Genomic DNA, 19970 nt, shown 5'->3' with positions numbered 1-19970 from the left:
GCCATCGATGCCGGCGTGCCAAGCGCGGCTGTCGCTGTCAGGATTGCGGTTCGCGTGAGCTTCGGCGTGTGATGCCATCCGCGAGACCGGTCGCCGCCAGAACCCGCGCGATCGCCGGGTTGTCGACGACCTCGAACCGCTGGCCGGCCACCGAAGAGCGGATGGCCATGGTGTGGAGCAGTCGTGCACCCACGACAGCGCAGAACTGGACCGACGACATGTCGATGACCAGCCACGGCTCCTGTTCGTAGCGGGCCAAGTCTTTCTCCAGCAGCGAGATGTTGGAAAGGTCGATCTCCCCACGGACGGTGACCACGACTAGATCGCCCCGGAGCCGTCGCACGGCGACGCACACGGCCATAGCCTGCTGGGCGTCGACGAACCGGGGATTAGCGGTTGAGGTTGGCTCGGCCATGACATCTCCTGGACCGAGCGGGAAGCGGTGCTGAGCTGCCGAGTCCCGCGCTGAGTGTGAATGCGGCACGGCACTGGCTTGACCGTTCGCTCCGAGTGTACGCGACGATCTCGCACCCTGCCGAACTCGTCGAGCCGGGCTCAGGTGGGCCGATCCCCGAATCGGCCCCACCTGTCGCCGTACCTACGACCTGTTGTCCTGCACGGAATCCCGGGCCTGCTGGGCGCGGTCTCCGACATCGCCTGCCGCGGAGCGGGTGTCGTCCTTGACGGTCTCCACGGCATCGGTCGCGGTGGACTTCACGGTCTCGGCCGCTTGCTGGACCGGTTCGCGCATGTTCTCCTTGACCTCCTCCGCGACCCGGCCGACCTGTTCCTTCACCGGTCCACTGTGGTCACGTGCCCAGTTGGTCGCCTGCTCCGCGAGCTCCTGCTCCGGCTTGGTCGGTGGAGCGAGAGTGGAAAGCAGCCACCCGGCGCCGAAGGCGATGAGACCGGCCGCGACCGGGTTGCCCTCGGTTCCACGACGGATGGCATCCGGTGTCTCCCGGACCGTGTGGGCCGCCTCGCCGGCGACCGACGATGCCGTGTCGGCGACCGAGGAGGCGGTGTCCTGCACCTGGTGTCCGACCGACGAAGCGGTGTCCGAGGACGGACCCATCACGCGGTCCCGCATGGAGCTCATCGATCTGCGAGCCCGGTCGATCCTGCGGCGCGCGACGCGGGTCGGTGTGACCTTCTCTGCGAGCAGATCGACGTCCGCGCTCAGGCTGCGCTGAGTGTGCTCGATCTGGCTGCGCAGTCGATCCGGATCCGTAGGCCCCGCGGTGTACGGAGTGGTCATGACATGTTTCCTTTCAGGGCATCCGGAACCTGCTTGACCGTGTCCACGGTGCGTTCCGGGGTGGGGTTCATGGTGCGCAGCGTGCGGCGACCGGTGGCGAACAGGACGCCGCCGATGACGGCCCACAGCACGGCCACGATCAGCGCGGCGAGCCCTTCGTCCATCACGTTGGCGAGCGCCCACCACAGGGCGATCGAAGCGAACAACACGGCCAGCCAGCCGGCCAGGCCGGCGCCGGCCAGCATCCCGCCACCCTTGCCCGCCTTGGTGGCCTCGGCCTTGATCTCCGCCTTGGCGAGGGCGACCTCCTGACGCATGAGCGTCGACAGGTCGTGGGAGACGTTCCCGAGCAGCTCGCCCAGCGACACGTCCGCCACGTCGGTTCGCTCGCGCGCCCGTCCGCCGGCGCTGCCGGGGGTGCCGGTCGGGACGGTCATCGGTTCACCCTCCCCGGCTGTGGCTCGACCGCCGGAGGCACGGGGGGCACCTGCGGTGTCGCGGGCGGTGGCGGGGACAGCGGACCGGCCGGTGGCACGGACGCGGGGTAGGCCTGCTGGGCCGGATGCGGCACCGGTGTCGCTGGCGGTGGCGGCAGCGGGGCGGATCCAGGGCGGCTGCGCTGCCCACCGTTGGGGCCGCTCTGCCGGGCCCGAAGATCGTCGCCGCCGGAGTCGCCCCCCGAGTCCGCGCTCTGCGCGGCGACCGCGCCGCGAGTCAGTCGGCCGACTGCGACGCCGGCCATCGCCGCACCGATGAGAAACGCCGCCGGCTTGCGCCGCGCGAATCGCCGTACCTCGTCGAGCACGGCTCCGGGATCCCGGCTCTCGAGCCAGGAGGCCAGACCACGGGTCTTGTCCGCTGCCTGACGGGCCATCTCTGGCGCCACTCCTTCTCCGTCGACCCGCTCCGACATCTGGTGCAGCTGGTCGGCGACCTGTCGCAACCCTTCGGCGGCGCGTTCCTGTCCCTGGCGGGCCTGGCTGCTGAGCTGGTCCTTGCCCTCGTGCAGCAGGTTGCGCGCCTGCCGTGTCGTCTCCGAGGTGACCCGGCTCGTCTGCTCGCTCACCGTCCCGGCCACCTCGCTGCCTCGGTCCGCGGCCGTACGGGCGACACCGGCCGCCTCGTCGCGCGCCACGTCCGGCGTCGATCTCTCTCCTTGCGGTGGCGTCGGGCCACCCTGCTGCTGAGTCATTTCGCCTCCATGGATGGTTCTTCGATGGCGGCGAGATACCCCCGTCGAATATCGATAATCCGGCGATTTCGAATTACTTTCGGCTGCCTGCGGCCGTTTCCCAAGCGCATCCGGGGGTAGTCACCGGCTCCGGTGTTGACAAAGTATTTCGGAATGTCGCAGTCATATTGTGAAAGGTTGTCAGGGTGAACGCACCCTATTGAGGACGTCGTTGTAGAGCTGGAGGTAGCGCTCCGCCATGACGGCCGGGCTGAAGCGGGCGGCGGCCTCCTTCACACACGCGGACGGGTCGATCTGCCTACTCGCGGCGAGCTGGTCGGCGAGGTCGTCCTCGTCGTCCGTGGTGGCGAGCAGGCCGGTGCGCCCGTGGTCGACCAGTTCGGGTAGACACCCACGACGAAAGCCGACAACTGGGCAGCCCAGCGCCAGCGACTCGGTGACCGCGGTGCCGCCGGGCTCGTCCCAGACGATGGGGAACAGGGCGGCGCGGGCGGTCGCCAGCAGGTGCTGGAGCCGGGTCCCGCTGACGGTGCCGATCCACCGCACCCGGGTACCGTCCACGTGGGGGGCGATCGCGTCGCGCCAGTATCGAACATCGGGGTTGGTGAGCAGGGCCGGGTCGGCCAGCGCGCGGTCGAGGCTCTCCTGGTCGTGGTAGGCGCCGACGGGGCCGGCCAGGATCAGCGGCCATCCGAGTCGTCGCGCCACGCGCACGGCGACGTGCTGTCCCTTGCAGGGCGTGATCCGGCCGAGTACCACGACGTGCCGGTCCTTGACGGGTAACGGTCTTCGGTCCGCGCCGTCCGCGAGCGGGGTAGCGAGATGGACGTGGCCCAGACTGCGGGCGCGTAGCGACTCGGGGGCCTTGCGGAGCTGGTCGGCGGAGACGCCGTTGATCCACAGCCGGTCGCCGGCGTCGAGGCTGGCGTAGAACTCGCGGTGCTTGCCCAGGTCCCAGTGGGTCGTGTGCAGGGTCGGTACACCGGCCACGGCGAATGTGCTCAGGCCGACGACTTCGACGTGGTCGTGGACCAGGTCGATGTCGGTCCGCCGGCGCAGCGCCGTGACTACGCGCTGGAGGTGAGCGTGCGCGATGCCGGACACCCGGTTGTACGGTGCGAGCAGGTGCTCGAACTGGCCGTGCTCGTAGAGCGCGATCTGTCCGTCGACGGCGAGGGTGCTCGTTCCCACGGTCGCGAGCACCACGCGGACGCCGCGCCGGCGTAGCTCCGGGACGAGTGTGGCGATCACGTTCTCGATCCCGCCGTAGCCGCTCGGCGGAACCGGCAGCCAAGGTCCGGCGTTGATCAGTACGGTCATGCTCATGGCTGAGGCACCGCCAAGGTTGCCAGCGGCGGTCTTTCCGTTACGGACAACGGCGTCACGACGATCTCTCGGTCCACTCCAGACACCGAGGTTCCTCGGCGGAACTGCGCGAGGGACATCGAGAGCAACGGGTCGGCCAGTCGGCCTTCCCGAGCCAGGCGGTCGCAGACGGTCAGCAGGATCTGGCTCGCCATGACGCCCAGTTGATGCGTGCTCTGATGGCGGTGCCGCCGCACGCCGAGGTCGACCTGGCCCAGCGCGTCGAGCCCGCACAGGTCGAGCAGGTCGATGAGGTGGCCGATCTCGACGCCGTAGTGCGTGACGAACGGCAGTCGCACCAGCACGTCGCGTCGTCCGGCGTACTCGCCGGCCAGCGGCTGGATCAGGCCGGCGAGTCGTGGCCAGAACAGGTTGAGCAGTGGGCGTGCCACGAGCTCGGTCACCCGTCCGCCGCCTTCGGCGTCCACATCTGATCCTTGCGTCAACGGTCGGTGGTAGAAACCCTTGACATAGCTCAGGTCTGGCTCGGTCAGCAGCGGACCGAGCAACTCGGTGACGAAGTGTGGCGAGAAGTCGTGCAGGTCGCCGTCGACGAACGCGACGAAGTCTCCGGTGCTCGCGGCGAGCCCTTTCCAGAGGGCCTCGCCCTTGCCCGACATCGGCTCCAGCCCGGGGAGGACGTCGTCCTGGCCTACCACGGTCGCGCCCGCGGCCTCGGCGACCGCGGCCGTCCGGTCCCGCGACCGCGAGTCGACAACGATCACCTCGTCGACCAACCGCGCGCGCTCCATCAGGGCGTGCCGCACGGTCGCGACGATCGTCCCGACGGTCTGTTCCTCGTCACGGGCCGGGATGACCACGCTGACCCGCTGGCCATCCTTCAGCGCGGCCAGTTCCTCGGGCCGCCACTGCGCGGCGCGATAGCTGCGCCGGGCCAACCAGTCGTCCATCGCGATCCGTGGTGCCTCGGACACGTTCATGGCGCCGCCCCTCTGTTGCGGCCGGGAGGTTCCCCGCCTGGCGCGTTTGAACCCACCAGGCTCGGCAATTTCCTCGGACGTGACGGAATGCCGAATCGGGTTCGTCGGGGCGGGTGGCGTCGCGCAGCGACATGCGCGCATGCTGAGCCAGTTCACCGACGTACGACTGGTCGTGGTGACCGACCCGGTGCCCGACAGGAGTGAGCAGTTCGCCGCGACCTTCCGGACACGAGTCGCGTCGGGCGTGCCCGAGCTGCTCTCCGCCGACCTGGACGCGGTCTACGTATGCGTGCCACCGTTCGCGCACGGCCCGATCGAGGAGGCCGTCGCCGGCGCGGGTCTCGCGATGTTCGTGGAGAAGCCACTCGCCCTGGACGTCCCGACCGCCGGCCGGGTGGCCGAGGCGGTTGCCCGAGCGGGCGTGGTGACGGCGGTCGGGCACCACTGGCGCTACGCCGACACCGTGCGCCGAGCCGAGCAGCTGCTCGACGGTCGCGCGACGCGGCTGGTCGTCGGTACCTGGCTGGACAAGGTGCCGCCCGTCTCGTGGTGGGCCCGGCGGGACCGGTCCGGCGGGCAGGTGATCGAGCAGGCCCTGCACGTGCTCGACCTGGCGCGCGCCCTGGTCGGCGAGGTGATCGAGGTGTGTGCGATGGCCGACGGCGCGCCCCCCACACCGGACGCCGACGTGGACGGAGCCACCGGAGCCGTCCTGCGGTTCGCCCACGGCGCGGTCGGCACGTTGGCCACCACCTGTCTGCTGCGCGGCAAGCATCGTGCCGGGCTGGAGCTCTACTCCGACGGCCTGGCGCTCACCCTGACCGAGGACGGCCTGTCGGTCCACGGGGACGCCGACCCGTACCGGCTGGCTGTGGACCCGGACGCGGCCAAGCGCGCGGCCGACCGGTGCTTTGTGGACGCGGTACTCGGCCGTTCCGACGACGTCCGGGTGCCATACCCCGAAGCGTTGCGCACCCACCGGCTCGCCTGCGCGATCGCCGACTCCGCGACGCGACGGCAGCCGGTCCGGGTGGGGGAGGAGCGTCATGTCTGACGTCGACCAGGTACTGGTGATCAATGGTCCGGGCCAGGCCGCGGTCTGCACCGAACCCGCCTCGCCGCTGACCGACGGCTCCTTCCTGGCCCACACACTCTACAGTGGATTCTCCGCCGGCACCGAGCTCAGCTTCTTCAAGGGCACCAACCCCTTCCTGTCTGCCAGGTTGGACGGCGAGCTCGGGCTGTTCCGGCAGGGCCAGGGGTGTACCGGTTATCCGGTGCGCAAGCTCGGCTACATGGAGGTCGCGACCGTCACGGCGAGCCGGTCGGTGGGGATCACCGAAGGCGCCACGGTGGCGATGACATACGGCCACCGGTCGGGCTATCGGGGCGACCCGCTCGTGGACCGCGTAGTACCGCTGCCAGCCGACCTCGACCCGGTGCTCGGCATCTACGTCGCCCATATGGGGCCGATCTGCGCCAACGGCCTGCTGCACGCGGCCGCCGAGTTGCACGGCACCGACGTGCGCGACCTCGCCGACGGAGTACGCGGGCGCCGGGTCGCGGTCACCGGTGCCGGCGTCATCGGCCTGCTCACCGCCCTGTTCGCCCGCCGCCACGGCGCGGCCGAGGTCGTGCTCGTCGAACCGACTCCGCAGCGTCGGGCCGGCGCCTCCGCGCTCGGTTTCGAGGCGTTGCACCCCGACGTGGACGACCCGGCTGTGGTGCTGAAGCGTCGTTGGCGGCACGCGGCCGGCGACAGGGGTGCCGACGTCGTGTTCCAGTGCCGTGGCCAGTCCGCGAGCCTCGCCCTCGCCCTGCGGCTGCTCCGCCCACAGGGCACCGTCATCGATCTGGCCTTCTATCCGTCCGGCGCCGACGACGTCCGGCTCGGCGAGGAGTTCCACCACAACGGACTCGCCGTCCGGTGTGCGCAGATCGGACGAGTGCCACGCGGCACCGCCCACCTCTGGGACCGGGAACGCCTGTCGGCCGAGACGATCGACCTCCTCCGCACCGACGGCGCGGCCATCGCCGACCACCTCATCACCGACCTGATGCCGATCGATGAGGCGCCGGCACTGTTCGCCGACCTGGCCGACCACCGCCGGCACGTGCAGCAGGCGGTGTTCACCTTCGACGGCTAAGAGGTGACGCGACCGGCAGGCAGCCCGTCGCCGGCCGTCTACACAGGCTTGCTGCCCGGCTCATCGGATCGCGATCGTCGCCGGCGACCCGTGTTTGTCCGCCAGGCCGATGGGTAGCCGAGCGCGGCGTGACCCGGTCCAACAGCGCGGCCGTTGCGTTCCCGACGACGGAGGGTGGGCCGCGGTATGGCTGTGCAACTCATCAGAGTGGCGTCGGTTCCCAGCGGGCACACCTACGTCAGGCATCTGAGCGATCCGGACGGGTCGGACCGCGTCACGCGGCTCGCGGACCCGACGCCGTGCTCCGCCCCGAGCACCGCCGAGCGCTGGTGGCCGCCGGCCATGCTCGACCCGCGCTGGCTCACCGACCACCACACCGAGTTCGACGTCTTCCATCTGCATTTCGGGTTCGACGCCGCGACTCCCGCCGAGCTGACCGAGATCGCGGCAACGTTGCGTGGGCTCGGCAAGCCGTTCGTGTACACGGTGCACGACTTGCGCAACCCGCATCACCGGGACACGGCGACTCATCTCGCCCAGCTCGACGTCCTGGTCCCAGCCGCCGACGCGCTGGTGACGCTCACCCCCGGTGCGGCCGAAGTGATCACAGCCCGCTGGGGCCAGCGCGCAGAGGTCATCCCGCACCCGCACGTGGTGGAGCGGGCCGACATCCCGCCGTCACGCGCCCACCCGTTCACGGTCGGTGTGCACGCCAAGAGCCTACGGCCCAACATGGCGCCGCTGCCGGTGGTCGACGTGCTGTGCGACGTCGTCGCCGACCTGCCCGACGCCCGGTTGCGAGTGGACATCCACCACGAGGTCGTCGACCCGGCCGGAAACCGGCACGACCCGGACGTCATCGCGGCGCTGCGGGCCTGGCACGACGCCGGCCGGCTTTCGTTGCACATCCACGACTTCTTCACCGACGCCGAACTGTGGCGGTACCTGGCCGACCTGGACCTGTCCGTGCTCCCGTACACCTTCGGCACGCACTCCGGGTGGCTGGAGGCCTGCTACGACCTCGGCACCACAGTCGCCACGTCCACGTGTGGTTTCTATGCACAGCAACGCCCTTGTCTCACCTACCGGCACGACGAGCACGGGTTGGACGCCGAAGGGCTGGCCGACGCCGTGCGCCTGTGTCACGACAAGCGGCCGGAGTGGCGAGCCGACCCGGCCGAGCGCGAACGGGAACGCCGCCGGATCGCACGCCGGTACCGGCTGCTGTACGAGGCGGTGCTGTCATGACCCGGCTGCGCATCGCGCTCATCGCGTCGGCGCGATACCCGATCGTCCAACCGTTCCCCGGTGGCATGGAGGCGCACACCTGGGCACTGGCAACGGAACTGCGCCGCCGAGGACATCAGGTCGAGGTGTTCGCCGGCGCCGGGTCGGACCCGGCGCTCGGTGTCACCGAACTCAGCACCATCCGGGTCAGTGCGGCCGCGGCCGCGGACCCGAGCATGGGGCCACGCTGGTGGCTCACCGAGCATCATGCCTACCTGAGCCTGATGCTGCGGCTGGCCGAGGCAGACGCCGGGTTCGACATCGTGCACAACAACAGCCTGCACTACCTGCCGATCGCGATGGCCGCGTCCCTGTCGAGCCCGCTCGTGACCACGTTGCACACGCCGCCGACGCCGTGGCTCGAGTCCGCGATCCAGGCGACGCGGACCTGTCCCGTCGCGTTCGTGGCCGTCAGCTCGCATACCGCACGGGCGTGGCACCACGTCGTGCCGTCCTCGGTGGTGGTCCACAACGGCGTCGGCATGGCCAGTTGGGCGCCCGGCCCGGGCGGCGGGCCACTCGCGTGGGCCGGCCGGTTCGTACCGGAGAAGGGCGCGCCGTTGGCGATCCGCGCGGCACGGGCCGCCGGCCACCCGTTGCGGCTCGCCGGCCCGAAGTCCGATCCCACGTACTTCGACGCCGAGGTGGCCCCACTGCTCGGCGGCGACATCGAGTATGTCGGGCACCTGAACGACGCCGACCTGGCCACCCTGCTGGGCGAGGCGAGTGCGACGCTCGTGACCCCCTGCTGGGAGGAGCCGTACGGGCTGATCGTGGCGGAGTCGCTGGCGTGCGGAACACCGGTGTGCGGGTTCGCGCGCGGCGCGTTGCCCGAACTGGTGACCCGAGACTGCGCACGGCTGGTGCCGGGAGGCGATGTCGACGCGCTGGCTTCGGAGCTCGGCACCGTAGTCGGGCTGTCCCGCGCGATGGCGAGGGAGCACGCGGAACGCAGCTGCTCGCAGGACGCGATGGTCGACGGGTACGAGCGGGTGTACCGGCAGGTCGCGGCGTGATCGGCTACTACGTGCACCACCAGGGCCGCGGGCACCTGCACCGCGCGCGAAGTGTGCTGTCCCATGTGGATTCTCCGAGCACGGTCCTGTCGTCGCTGCCGGGACCGTGGCTCGTGCTGCCTCGTGACGACGACGGACCCATCGTGGATCCGACGGCGGGCGGCCGGTTCCACTGGGTGCCCACGCACCACGCGGGGCTGCGGCGGCGGATGGCGCGGATCGCGCGGTGGATCGAGGAGACCGCGCCCGCGCTGATGGTCGTGGACGTGTCGGTGGAGGTCGCGGTGCTGGCGCGGTCGATGGGAGTTCCCGTGCTCGTGACCGCGATGCGCGGCGACAGAACGGATCCGGCACACGAGCTGGGCTACGCCGTGGCGCACCAGCTGCTGGCTCCGTGGCCCGCCGTGTTCGCGGACCCGGGCTGGCGGTGGCCGGCGAAGACCCGGTATGTCGGTGCGTTCTCACGGTTCGACGGCCGCGCACCGGAACGCTCCACCAGCGACCGGCGACGCGTCGTGGTGCTGTGGGGCGCCGGCGGGACGGACATCGGGGCCGCCGCCCCGGGGACCGCTACCCCGGGCTGGGAGTGGGACTGGCTCGGCGGCCCCGGCAGCTGGACGCAAGACCCCTGGCCGGCGATCAGCTCGGCGGATGTCGTGGTGTCGCACGCCGGGCAGAACGCGATAGCGGAGGTCGCCGCGGCCAGGCGGCCGGCGGTGGTGCTGCCCCAGCAGCGCCCGTTCGGCGAGCAGGACGCGACTGCGAGTGCGTTGGCACGGGCCGGTTTGGCGGTGGTCCACCGTGCGTGGCCGGCCCCGGCGGAGTGGCCGTCTGTACTCGCGGAGGCCGTGGCACTCGGCGGGGACCGGTGGGTGCGGTGGTCACCCGGAGACGGGGCACGACGTGCCGCGCAGGTGATCGACGAGCTGGCGGGGGCATCATGCGGGTCGCGCTGATCACCATCGTCGCCGGCCGGCACGGGCATCTGCGCCGGCAGCTCGACGGGCTCGTCGCCGGCTCGGTACGACCCGACCACCACGTCGTGGTGGCCATGGGAGACCCAGCCGTCCGGGACGTCGTCGGCGGACGTGCCGAGGTCATCGACCTCGCGGCGCGCGACCACCTGCCCCTCGCCACGGCGCGGAACTCCGGTGCGGCACGCGCCATCGAGGCCGGTGCGGAGCTTCTCGTCTTCCTCGACGTGGACTGCGTTCCCGGGACCCGGCTCATCGCGAGGTACCGCGACACCGCGGCGGACCGCACCCTCCTCTGTGGCCCCGTCACCTACCTGCCACCGGAAACTCCGCCGATCGACCGTCTGGCGAGCCTCACCGATCCACATCCCGCCCGACCCGTGCCGCCGGACGGCGAGATCCTGGAACACGGCGACCACACCCTCTTCTGGTCGCTCTCCTTCGCGGTCACCGTGCGGACCTGGCTGCGGCTCGGCGGGTTCTGCGAGGACTACACCGGATACGGCGGCGAGGACACCGACTTCGGACAGATCGCCCGCGCCGCCGATGTCGGCCTCACCTGGGTCGGCGGCGCGCACGCCTACCACCAGCACCACCCGGTTCAGGATCCACCCGTCGACCACCTCGAAGACATCCTCCTCAACGCCACGCTGTTCCACCGGCGTTGGGGCTGGTGGCCGATGCGCGGCTGGCTCGACGCCTTCGCCGAGCAGGGACTCACCCCTCACTCGAGTACTCGCTGACCGACTGTTCGACCGAACACACCGTGCCCACGAGGCGTGGCTCGCAGAGCCGGTCGTGCGGTCAGGCCTGTGGGCGTGCCGTTCTCGTCGCGCCTGCGGAGGCGGCGATCACGAGCAGCACGGCCAGCCATTGGAGTGAACCGAGCATCTCGCCGAGCACGAGCAGGCCGACGAGGGCGGCGACCGCGGGTTCCAGGCTCATCAGCACCCCGAACACCTTCGGCGGGATCCGTCGCAGGGCCTCCAGCTCCAGGGAGTACGGGATGACCGACGACAGCAGCGCCACGCCGAGACCGACGGCGAGCACCCACGGCTCGAGCAGCGCGGTGCCGCTGTCGACGATCCCGACCGGCGCGGCCACCATGGCCGCGAGGACCATCCCGATCGCCAGGCCGCCGCCGTCGGTGGTGTGCCGGCCCAGCGCAGCGCTGAGCAGGATGTAGCCGGCCCAGCACACCGCCGCCGCGAGCGCGAACAGCAGGCCATCCAGAGGTGTCTCGCCGCGGCCCTCGGCCAGCAGCACCACCCCGCCGGCGGCCAGCAGTGCCCACAGGCCGTCCAGCAGGCGCCGCGAACCGCCGATGGCCACCGCGAGGGGGCCGAGGAACTCGATCGTCACCACGACGCCGAGTGGCACCTTCGCCAACGCAAGATAGAAACACAGGTTCATCGCGCCCAGGACCAGGCCGTAGGCGACGATCACCGCCCATGCACGCCGCCCCAGCCGAAACGAGGGCCGCCACACCAACAGCAGCACCGCGGCGGCGAAGAACAACCGCAGCGCGACGGTCCCGGTACTGCCGATCGTGCCGAACAACTGCTTGGCCAGCGCCGCACCGACCTGGACGCTGAGGATGCCCGCCAACACCTGCGCCGGCGGTGGCACCGCGCCCAGCGCCCGACCGGCGAGCGTGACCAGGCTGACCCGCGGCAACGGACCCGGCCCGACACGATCGACATGCATGGTCGCCATGTCCGCATTCTTCGGGACACCCCCGACAACCGTCCTCGGGGATTCCAGACCGTGGGACGCCGCGGTCAGCTGCTGTGCGAACTGTCGGACCGGGTAGCCGAACGGCGGCGCTCGGCCGAGAACCCGCGTGACTATCGGCCGGTACGGAACTCGCGGTGGCGGCGGCCGCGGTCCAGCGTGCGCCGCCCGTAGTCGGCTACTCGAGGATGTCTTCGGGTCAACCACGCCTTGAACGGCTTGTCCAACCTGTAGCGCAACCGGGCCACCTCGTCCCGTTCCGAGGCGAGTCGCTCCAGTAGCCCGGTGATCGTCGAGATCGCCGGGTCGAGCAGCTCTGCCGCGGACACGTCTTCCGGTTGCGGCGGCGGCGTTTCGTGGGGCATCGGCATCAGTTCGGCAAGATCGCCGACGACGTCGTACTCGGCGTCTCGCAACCCGTCGATCAGCTGTTGTGACCACTCGGTCACCCACGCCAGCCGGGGCGCGGGCAGTTTCACACTCGGCGCGTTCTCGCTGGCGCGCACCAGGATGTTCTCTCCGAGCGCGACACGTATCAGCGGGTCGGAGTGTCGACCCAGCGCCTCGTCGGGGAGCGCGGCGTTCACTCGGCGCAGCAGCTCGGCCTGTGCGACGCCGAACGACGAGTTGGCGCCCGCCACCTCCGCGTCGTAGTCGCGTCCGTCGATACCCAGCACCTGTGCGAACCGGTTCCACAGCAGTTCCTGCGGCGCACCGGGCTGGGGCACCGTCACGACGTGGATGTTCTCCCGAGGCACCACCTTCTCCCAGCGGGCGAGGACCTCGATCGGGTGGTGCAGGCTCCAGAACATCTCACCCCACGGGTCCGGCGCGTCGTGGCCGAGCGCGATGAGATCGTCGACGAACCTCTCGAACGTCACCCGAAGCCGGTGCTTGAGGTTCTCCCGCCAGCTCGACGGCAGTTGACGGGCGAGGTCCCGGGCGGTGAACACCACCGCGACCTCCGCGGGTCGCAGCGAGTCGACCACGCGTTTGATCTGCTCGACGTTCGCACCGCCGAGGATCTCGTTGGAGACGACCGCTGTCGGGCCGGACCATCTCCGCACTCGAGCGGTGAGCCGTTTCCACGCGCCGTCCCATTCCGGCCTGCGCGCGCCTTCCCACTCCATCCCACGGATGTCCATGGTGGCGTCGAAATGCTCGAGCGGCCGCTTCAACGGGTACAGGACGCCGTCTTCGGCCAGCGCCGTCCGGTTGTGCCACAACACGTTCTGCAGGTAGGTCGTGCCGGTCTTCGGCGCACCGACGTGCAGAACCACGCGGCCGGCCGGCTTCCTCTTCGCGCTCGTCTCGGTGGCTGGCGGTGCGACCACCCCGTCGAGCATGGAGCGCTCCTCGTTCGGCTGGCTCAACCTCGGCGTCGGTGGCGAGGTTCGCCCGAGTATGTACCTTTCGTTCCGCCGCCGAGTCCGAAATCGCCCAGATCCGTGTCAGTCGTCCGGCGACGTGTGCCGAGTCAACGCGGTCAGACCGAGGACGCCGGCGAGCGGCAGCAGCACGAGAGCCGGCAGCTGGTAGCGCCAGGAGAACTCGAACGCGGCCGACGCCAGCAGGATGGTCAGTCCCATGCCCGCGGCGAGCAGCGCGGCCGAGCGGATCCCACTACGCCGGGCCCGGCCGAGTCCGAAGCCGGCGAGGAGCGCGACGATGCCGAGGGCCCCCAGCAGCGTGCCCGGTGTGTAGCCGACCGACCGCTGATACTCACGGAGGAACTGGCCGAGCGGTCGCACCTCGGACGGGGCCTGGCCACTGAACCGCTCGGCGAACTCGATGCTCTGCTCGGCGTGGTTGTAGTAGGGGTAGCCCTCGGTGAACTGCCACCACTCCACGCTGACGTCGCCGGGGGAGTTCACCCGGACCGGGCGGAACCCCTTCAGGAAGTCCACGGCGACACCTTCGACGACGTTCAGCGGCTGCTGGCGGATCACGGCCCAGGCGAAGTCCCGCTGCACCTTCTTGAGGTCGGTGCCGTACGGGAACCGGGCGCGCCAGATCGGGTTCGCCCCGGCGTGCGCGTAGTGGTCCGGCCTGCGCATGCCCCGGGGCTCGGTGGGACAGGCGTTGCCGACCAGCGGGCTCACCTCGAGCGTGCCGCAGTCGACGACGGCGGTTGCCCGGCCGTAGAGCACGTTTCCGGTGGCATTGCTCAGCCCGGGTTCCCCGGTCCACGCCGTGAAGTACGCGCCGTACGCGCCGACGACCACCGCGAACGCCGCCAGGAATGCCAGCGACCGTGCGGCGATGGTCCGCCAGTTGTCCCGCCACGCGCGCCACGCACCCCCCGCGATGACCAGGTAGCACACCGCCGGCACCACCAGCGCGCCCGCGATCAGCCGGAAGGCCAGCGCCACGCCCAGGAACAACCCGGCCAACGCGGCTCTCCGCGGGTTGGGTGCTCCCCGGCCGGTCAGCGCCCACAGGAGGCCGACCAGCAGCACCTGCTGCCACGCGTCGGACATGATCATCTGCTCGATCTGGAGCTCGTAGCCGTCGAGCAACAGCGGCGCGGCGGCCAGCGCGGCCAGCCACCTGCGCACCCCGTGACGCAGGGCCAGCGCGTAGAGCGCGCCGGCCGCGACCAGCACCGCCACGTGCTGGATCGCCGTGACCAGCTCCAAGCCGCCCATCTCCAGCACCCGCCGGAGCACGAACAGGGGGTATCCGATGGGGTGCAGGCTGTCCGGTCTGAGCGCCTCGATGTTGTCCAGGTAGCGGAACGAGTCACGACCCAGCAGCGCCGGCTGGTAGGCGACCCAGGCGAACACCCGCAGCACGGTGCCGGCCACCAGCAGCGTGACGATCAGCCAGTGCCGGGCGAGCCCGGCGCGCAGCCGGACCCCGCGCCGGGCGGGCGGCGGATCGGCCGCCGTGGCAGCCGTTCCGGCTACGCGTTGCTCGTCCTGGTCCACCGCACTCCGGGATACAGCTTGTCCACGTCGACCCGATGCTTGTTGGCCTCGACGAGGCCGAACATCGACTCGATCAAGGTATCGGAGAGTAGGTGCGGCTTCAGCCCGAGGTTCTCCAGCCCGGTGTGCACGACGTTGTAGTAGTGCTCCGGGGCCTCGACGCGAGGGTTCTCCAGATGTTCCACCTGCACCGGGCCCGGGAACTGCCTGGCGACGACCTCGGCGATCTCGCGCACCGACTTGCTCTCGGTCATCTGGTTGAACACCCGGAACTCACCCGCCTCCGCGGGGTTCTCCACGGCCAGCCGGATGCACTCGACGGTGTCCCGGATGTCGATCAGGCCTCGGGTCTGGCCGCCGGTCCCGTAGACCGTCAGTGGCTGGCCGAGCACCGCCTGGATGACGAACCTGTTCAGCACGGTCCCGAAGACGCCGTCGTAGTCGAACCGGGTGGCGAGCCGCTCGTCCCGCGCGGTCTGCGGAGTCTGCTGCCCGTACACGACGCCCTGGTTGAGGTCGGTCGCTCGCAGGCCCCACACCCGGCAGGTGAACTCGATGTTGTGCGAGTCGTGCACCTTCGTCAGGTGGTAGAAGGAGCCGGGCCGCTTGGGGTACAGCACCCGGTCGGTTCGACCGTTGTGCTCGACGTCGAGCCAGCCCTCCTCGATGTCGATGTTGGGCGTGCCGTACTCGCCCATCGTGCCCAGCTTGACCAGATGGATCGTCGGGTCGATCTCGGCGATGGCGTACAGCAGGTTGAGGTTGCCGATGACGTTGTTGTGCTGGGTGTAGACGGCATGCGCGCGGTCGATCATCGAGTACGGCGCCGCCCGCTGTTCGGCGTAGTGCACTACGGCGTCCGGACGAAACTCGCGCAGCGTCCGATAGACGAAGTCCGCGTCGAGCAGGTCGCCGACGTACGACTCGATTCGCTGGCCGGACACCTCCTGCCACGCCGCGATGCGCACGTCCAGGTCCTCGATGGGAACCAGACTCTGCACGCCCAGCTCCTCGTCGTAGCCCCTTCTCGCGAAGTTGTCGACGACGGCCGTCTCGTGTCCGCTGTCCGACAGATGAAGGGCCGTCGGCCAGCCCAGGTAACCGTCGCCGCCTAGAACCAGAACGCGCACAGGGTCTGCTTTCTGTTGATCTCTTGTGAGCGGATGGTGCCCGCGTGAGCACCCCTGACCGGGCATGGTAGGACAAAGTGGACCGGCGAAGGCACCTTCGTCAGGCGGGATCATCGGGTACAGGAGACATCCAGTGGACAGTTCCGGCGCGTTTGCCGAGGCCACGGGCCGAACGCTCGAGGGCGGCAGCGACCAGCCGCGCTACCGCCGCTACCAGTTCGACCTGATCGCCCCGCACTGCGGCCGGTCGGTGCTCGAGGTCGGCGCCGGACTGGGTGAGTTCGCGGCACAGTTCCGTTCGCTGCGGCGCCTGGTGCTGACCGATGTCGACCCGGGCGCCGTCGAGGTGATGCGCCGCAGGTTCGCCGACCGGCCGGAGGTGGAGGTCCGCCAGTTCGACGTCGGCGCGAAGCTGGAGCTGGGCGAGCCGGTCGAGTCGGTCGTCGCGATCAACGTGCTCGAGCACATCCCCGACGACGCGGCCGCGCTGCGGTCGCTGGCCGGTCTCATCGAGCCAGGCGGCAGCATCGTGCTCTTCGTACCCGGCTACCAGCAGCTCTACGGCGAGTTCGACCGGAAGGTCGGGCACGTGCGGCGCTACACCCCGGCCACGCTGGCCGACGCCGTTCGGCGGGCCGGACTCGGCGTCGAGCTGGTCAAGCCGGTGAACCTGCTGGGCGGCATCGCCTGGTGGCTGGCGGTGCGCAAGGGTGGCGCGGGTACGCCGAACCCCCGGCTGGTCGCCCTCTACGACAGGTTCGTGGTGCCGGTGACCCGCGCCATCGAACGCGTGGTGCGGCCGCCGTTCGGCCAGTCCGTACTGTGTGTGGCACGCAAACCACCGACGGGGACCGACGCGGGATGACCAGGTGCTGACGCCGAGCAGGCAGCGGGCCAGGCTCTGGGGCCGCTACACGGCGGCCTCGGTGATCGCCGGCGTCATCAGCGAGCTCGTCTTCCTCGTCGCCTACTGGTTCGAGGCCGCACCGGTCGTCGCCAGCGTGGTCGCGTTCGTGGCCGGAGCCGTGCCGAACTACCTGATGAACCGGCGCTGGGCCTGGCGACGGACGGGCACGCCGCACCCGGTCCGCGAGACGCTGCCGTACGCCGTGATCATCGTCAGCACGGCGCTGGTCGCCATCCTCGCCACCACGCTGGCCGACCGCTGGGTGGTCGAGCACGTCGGCTCGCACGGATGGCAGGTCGTCCTGGTCGGAGCGGCGTTCCTGGGTACCTACGGGGTCATGTTCGTGCTGAAGTTCGTGCTGTTCGACAAGCTCATCTTCCGAGGCGGGCGAACAGGTACTCCCGAGACCACGTCCCCAGCATGACGCGGGCGTAGTTCCGCCCGTACACGAGGCTTCGGCCCTTCTTGGTCACGCCGGCGCCGCGCAGCCGCATCGTGGCCGGCACCTCGAGGACGCGCGCGCGGCGGGCCAGCACCCCGAGCAGCAGCTCCGAGGACTGGTACTGCGGTTCGGTCAGCGTCACCGAGCAGGCCAGTTCGGCACGCATCGCGCGGAGGCCGAACGACGTGTCGGTGATCTTTCGCAGAGTCAGCAACGACGCCAGCAACGCGAACACCCGAACGCCCAGCCAGCGCACGCGGTCGGCCGCGTGCTCGCGCCCCAGCCGCCGCGAGCCGGTCACGAAGTCCGCCTGGTCGTCCAGCAACGGTCGAACCAACGACTCCATCTCGTCGCTGTCGTACTGCCCGTCGGCGTCGGTGGTGACGACGTAGCTCGCACCGCACTCGGCGGCCAGGCGGTACCCGAGCCGCAGGGCCGCCCCCTGTCCCCGGTTGCGGGGCGCCACGCAGCAGTACACGCCGCTCTCGATCGCCACCCGCGCGGTGTCGTCGGTCGCGCCGTCGACGACGACCAGCACGTCGACCGGCAGGTCGCAGCACTCCTTCGGCATGCCCGCGAGCACCGGACCCAGGCCCGACTCCTCGTTGTACGCGGCGATCACCACGACCACCGGCGCCAGCTCGGTGTTCGGGTACCGCGTGTGGAAGTCGCGCACCGCGGCGGCGTCGATGTCGTCCGGGAACAGCGCCAGCCGGGTACTCACCGCGTGTTCTCCAGGTCGAGGAAGTACCGCCACGTCGTCGCCAGCCCCTCGTCCAGCGAGATCGACGGGCGGTGGCCGATGGTCTCGGCGCTACGCGAGAGGTCGACCACGACGGCGGGCATCTCGCCGCCCGGCGCGGGCACGTGCTCCGCGGGCAGCGGCCGGCCGGTCACCCGACGGACCGCCTCGATCATCTCGAGCACCGACACCGAAATGCCGGAGCCGATGATCGCCCGGCCGGTGTAGCCGCTGTCCCACGCACTCAGCATGCCGGCGACCACGTCGTCCACGTGCACCAGGTCGCGTCGCTGCTTGCCGTCGCCGTACACCCGCACGGTGTAGCCGGACAGCGCGGCACGCATCATCCTCGCCACGAAGCTGTCCTTGTGTGCCATGCCCGGCCCGTAGACGTTGCTGAACCGCAAGGCGCAGGTCGTCATCCCGTAGGCACCCGCATAGCCGGACAGCAACATCTCGCAGGCGGCCTTGGTCGCGCCGTACGGGGTGAGCGGGCGCGGCGGCAGGTCCTCGGTGATCGTGGCCGCACCGACGTCACCCACGACGGCGTTCGTCGACGCCAGCAAGAAGCGGCTCACACCCCGCGCCCTGGCAAGCTCGAGCAGCTCTTGGGTGACGGCCACGTTGTCCGCGTACGTCTCCGCGGGGTGCTCCACCGACTGCAGGACGGACGTCCGCGCGGCCAGGTGGACGATGCCCGCGGTCCCGGGGACGACCACGGCCTCGCGCACCCCGGCGTCGTTGAGGTCGCCCTTGACGTAGACGACCCCGTCGATCTCGTCCACCGGCGGTTCCCGATCCACGACGGTGACGGGCATCCCTCGTCGCCGGAACGCCCCGACGACCGCACGGCCGATGAAGCCGCTGCCACCCGTCACCAGGACCCGGTCAGGCGCCTGTCCGGTCTGCGTAGCCACGGTTGGCAACCTACCTGCCACTCGGACAGCACCAGGCGCCGGCAGGCCCTGAATTGTGGAACACGTCGCCGCGGTCCCGGGGTGAGCGGTACGTCGACCCTCGGGACCGCGGTCGACTCAGTGGCAGGTCAGGTTCTGGTCCGGAACCCAGCCGAAGTCCTGGCCGTTGCCGTTCCCGTACCACCACATGAGACCGTCCCCCGAGGACGGACCGGCGAGGATGCGGAAGCCGGACCCGGCCGGCAGGGTGTACTTCGTCACGAACTCGAACCCGGGGCCGTTCCTGACCCAGGTGTTCTGGTTGGTCAGGGGCACCATGCCGGGGAGCACGCGGTGATGGTGGCGGGTGACGCGACGCCGGCGGGGTCGGCCGAGGCGACTCCAGGCCTGAGCGCGGCGGCCGCGGTCAGGGCCGCGGCGGCGATACCCAGGGTGGCGGCTCGCCGTAACTTGACAGCGGACAAGTGAACTCCTTCTCTGAGCTGGGTCACACGTGATCCTTCGGTTCCCCGCCCATTTCGGCATCGGTGTTTGATGCTGGTCGGCGTCGCGTTTTCGACGTCGTGCACGTTGCCGTATGGGCGCGCGCTCCTGGGTACGCCATCGTTCCGGTGCTGCTGTGCGCGACGTTCTGCGGCCTTCTGCTCGTGCTAAACGGTGAGGTTGGCCGCGGTCGCGGCGGCGCGACGTCGTTACTGCTGGTGATCGCCGGGTTCCTGTGGCCGATGAACTTCGTCTACGAGTGGGGCCGCGAGCCGGCCACCTATGCCTCCATGTGTGGCAGCATCGCGCTCTGCTTTGCCTTGACGAGCCTTGATCTCTCGCCACGCAACCCACGATTGCCACCTGCCAAACGCCTGTTAGCCTCGAAATTTCGTGAGGTAGTGGGCGACACGGGCCTGTGAATGGCACGGAGTGCCTGTCCTGCAAGGGAAACTTGGGATTGCGAAGTCTCAAGCGTTACCGAGTAGGAAGGCACTCCGTAGGT

At 70.3% G+C, this 19970-nt stretch carries 21 protein-coding genes and 1 pseudogene; 9 read left to right on the top strand and 13 right to left on the bottom strand.

The annotated features are described in order from the left end of the window. Positions 1-37: 37 nt before the first annotated feature. The 6 genes from ACRDSK_RS12425 to ACRDSK_RS12400 form a co-directional block, all read right to left on the bottom strand. Positions 38-415, bottom strand: coding sequence for an STAS domain-containing protein (locus ACRDSK_RS12425; RefSeq protein WP_431440553.1), 378 nt, complete (start codon positions 413-415; stop codon positions 38-40). Between the two features lie 183 nt (positions 416-598). After that, positions 599-1258 carry a DUF3618 domain-containing protein gene (locus ACRDSK_RS12420; protein ID WP_431440551.1) on the bottom strand — a complete coding sequence of 220 codons (660 nt, stop codon included), beginning with the start codon at positions 1256-1258 and terminating at the stop codon, positions 599-601. Next, a complete protein-coding gene (locus ACRDSK_RS12415; protein WP_431440550.1) occupies positions 1255-1695 on the bottom strand; it encodes a phage holin family protein in 441 nt (146 codons plus the stop codon). The genes ACRDSK_RS12420 and ACRDSK_RS12415 overlap by 4 nt, the downstream gene beginning before the upstream one ends. Beyond that, a complete protein-coding gene (locus tag ACRDSK_RS12410) occupies positions 1692-2450 on the bottom strand; it encodes a hypothetical protein (protein WP_431440548.1) in 759 nt (252 codons plus the stop codon). Before ACRDSK_RS12410 ends, ACRDSK_RS12415 begins: the two co-directional genes overlap by 4 nt. 180 nt (positions 2451-2630) lie before the next feature. Further along, complete coding sequence (locus ACRDSK_RS12405) at positions 2631-3776, bottom strand: glycosyltransferase (protein WP_431440547.1); 1146 nt, start codon at positions 3774-3776, stop codon at positions 2631-2633. Continuing rightward, complete coding sequence (locus ACRDSK_RS12400) at positions 3773-4756, bottom strand: glucosyl-3-phosphoglycerate synthase (protein WP_431440545.1); 984 nt, start codon at positions 4754-4756, stop codon at positions 3773-3775. Before ACRDSK_RS12400 ends, ACRDSK_RS12405 begins: the two co-directional genes overlap by 4 nt. Positions 4757-4835: 79 nt before the next feature. On the opposite strand from ACRDSK_RS12400, the gene ACRDSK_RS12395 reads away from it, so the two are divergent. The 6 genes from ACRDSK_RS12395 (at position 4836) to ACRDSK_RS12370 (ending at position 10923) form a co-directional block, all read left to right on the top strand. Then, complete coding sequence (locus tag ACRDSK_RS12395) at positions 4836-5810, top strand: Gfo/Idh/MocA family protein (RefSeq protein WP_431440543.1); 975 nt, start codon at positions 4836-4838, stop codon at positions 5808-5810. Continuing rightward, positions 5803-6903, top strand: coding sequence for a zinc-dependent alcohol dehydrogenase (locus tag ACRDSK_RS12390; RefSeq protein ID WP_431440541.1), 1101 nt, complete (start codon positions 5803-5805; stop codon positions 6901-6903). The genes ACRDSK_RS12395 and ACRDSK_RS12390 overlap by 8 nt, the downstream gene beginning before the upstream one ends. Positions 6904-7089: 186 nt before the next feature. Next, a complete protein-coding gene (locus ACRDSK_RS12385; RefSeq protein ID WP_431440539.1) occupies positions 7090-8151 on the top strand; it encodes a glycosyltransferase in 1062 nt (353 codons plus the stop codon). Beyond that, positions 8148-9206, top strand: a complete 1059-nt coding sequence (locus ACRDSK_RS12380; protein WP_431440537.1) for a glycosyltransferase family 4 protein — start codon at positions 8148-8150, stop codon at positions 9204-9206. Before ACRDSK_RS12385 ends, ACRDSK_RS12380 begins: the two co-directional genes overlap by 4 nt. Next, the gene (locus tag ACRDSK_RS12375) at positions 9203-10162 is read left to right on the top strand and encodes a glycosyltransferase (RefSeq protein ID WP_431440535.1); all 960 of its coding nucleotides are present in this window, start codon (positions 9203-9205) and stop codon (positions 10160-10162) included. Before ACRDSK_RS12380 ends, ACRDSK_RS12375 begins: the two co-directional genes overlap by 4 nt. Next, positions 10147-10923: a glycosyltransferase family 2 protein gene (locus ACRDSK_RS12370; RefSeq protein WP_431440533.1), complete on the top strand. Its 777-nt coding sequence runs from the start codon at positions 10147-10149 to the stop codon at positions 10921-10923. The genes ACRDSK_RS12375 and ACRDSK_RS12370 overlap by 16 nt, the downstream gene beginning before the upstream one ends. 61 nt (positions 10924-10984) lie before the next feature. On the opposite strand, the gene ACRDSK_RS12365 is transcribed toward ACRDSK_RS12370, so the two are convergent. The 4 genes from ACRDSK_RS12365 to ACRDSK_RS12350 all read right to left on the bottom strand — a co-directional run bounded on the left by ACRDSK_RS12365 (position 10985) and on the right by ACRDSK_RS12350 (position 15974). Beyond that, on the bottom strand, positions 10985-11896 hold the full coding sequence (locus ACRDSK_RS12365) for an EamA family transporter (protein WP_431440531.1): 912 nt from the start codon (positions 11894-11896) through the stop codon (positions 10985-10987). A gap of 131 nt (positions 11897-12027) precedes the next feature. Beyond that, positions 12028-13260, bottom strand: coding sequence for a hypothetical protein (locus ACRDSK_RS12360; RefSeq protein WP_431440529.1), 1233 nt, complete (start codon positions 13258-13260; stop codon positions 12028-12030). 105 nt (positions 13261-13365) lie between these two features. Next, positions 13366-14844, bottom strand: a complete 1479-nt coding sequence (locus tag ACRDSK_RS12355; protein ID WP_431440527.1) for a hypothetical protein — start codon at positions 14842-14844, stop codon at positions 13366-13368. Further along, positions 14820-15974 (bottom strand): NAD-dependent epimerase/dehydratase family protein, encoded by a 1155-nt coding sequence (locus tag ACRDSK_RS12350; protein ID WP_431440525.1) that lies wholly within the window; start codon positions 15972-15974, stop codon positions 14820-14822. Before ACRDSK_RS12350 ends, ACRDSK_RS12355 begins: the two co-directional genes overlap by 25 nt. Before the next feature lie 133 nt (positions 15975-16107). Between ACRDSK_RS12350 and ACRDSK_RS12345 the strand changes: the two genes are divergently transcribed. Both ACRDSK_RS12345 and ACRDSK_RS12340 read left to right on the top strand, forming a co-directional pair. Beyond that, a complete protein-coding gene (locus ACRDSK_RS12345; protein ID WP_431440523.1) occupies positions 16108-16839 on the top strand; it encodes a class I SAM-dependent methyltransferase in 732 nt (243 codons plus the stop codon). Positions 16840-16843: 4 nt separating this feature from the next. Continuing rightward, the gene (locus tag ACRDSK_RS12340; protein ID WP_431440521.1) at positions 16844-17305 is read left to right on the top strand and encodes a GtrA family protein; all 462 of its coding nucleotides are present in this window, start codon (positions 16844-16846) and stop codon (positions 17303-17305) included. On the opposite strand, the pseudogene ACRDSK_RS12335 reads toward ACRDSK_RS12340, so the two are convergent. From ACRDSK_RS12335 to ACRDSK_RS12325, 3 genes and pseudogenes are all read right to left on the bottom strand, one after another. Continuing rightward, a pseudogene (locus tag ACRDSK_RS12335) lies at positions 17253-18038 on the bottom strand (glycosyltransferase family 2 protein); the annotation flags it as partial. The gene ACRDSK_RS12340 and the pseudogene ACRDSK_RS12335 overlap by 53 nt on opposite strands. A 5-nt stretch (positions 18039-18043) precedes the next feature. After that, on the bottom strand, positions 18044-18982 hold the full coding sequence (locus ACRDSK_RS12330) for an NAD-dependent epimerase/dehydratase family protein (RefSeq protein WP_431440519.1): 939 nt from the start codon (positions 18980-18982) through the stop codon (positions 18044-18046). A gap of 117 nt (positions 18983-19099) precedes the next feature. After that, entirely contained in the window at positions 19100-19312 is a 213-nt protein-coding gene (locus ACRDSK_RS12325) for a hypothetical protein (protein ID WP_431440517.1), read from the bottom strand. Between the two features lie 281 nt (positions 19313-19593). Between ACRDSK_RS12325 and ACRDSK_RS12320 the strand changes: the two genes are divergently transcribed. Then, positions 19594-19887: a hypothetical protein gene (locus tag ACRDSK_RS12320; protein ID WP_431440516.1), complete on the top strand. Its 294-nt coding sequence runs from the start codon at positions 19594-19596 to the stop codon at positions 19885-19887. The last annotated feature ends 83 nt before the right edge of the window (positions 19888-19970 follow it).

It is taken from the genome of Actinophytocola sp. (assembly GCF_050699915.1).
In the GTDB taxonomy this organism is placed as follows: Bacteria; Actinomycetota; Actinomycetes; order Mycobacteriales; family Pseudonocardiaceae; genus Actinophytocola.
The sequence above is the reverse complement of the archived record's forward strand: the minus strand, read 5'-3'. Positions and strand labels throughout refer to the sequence as shown.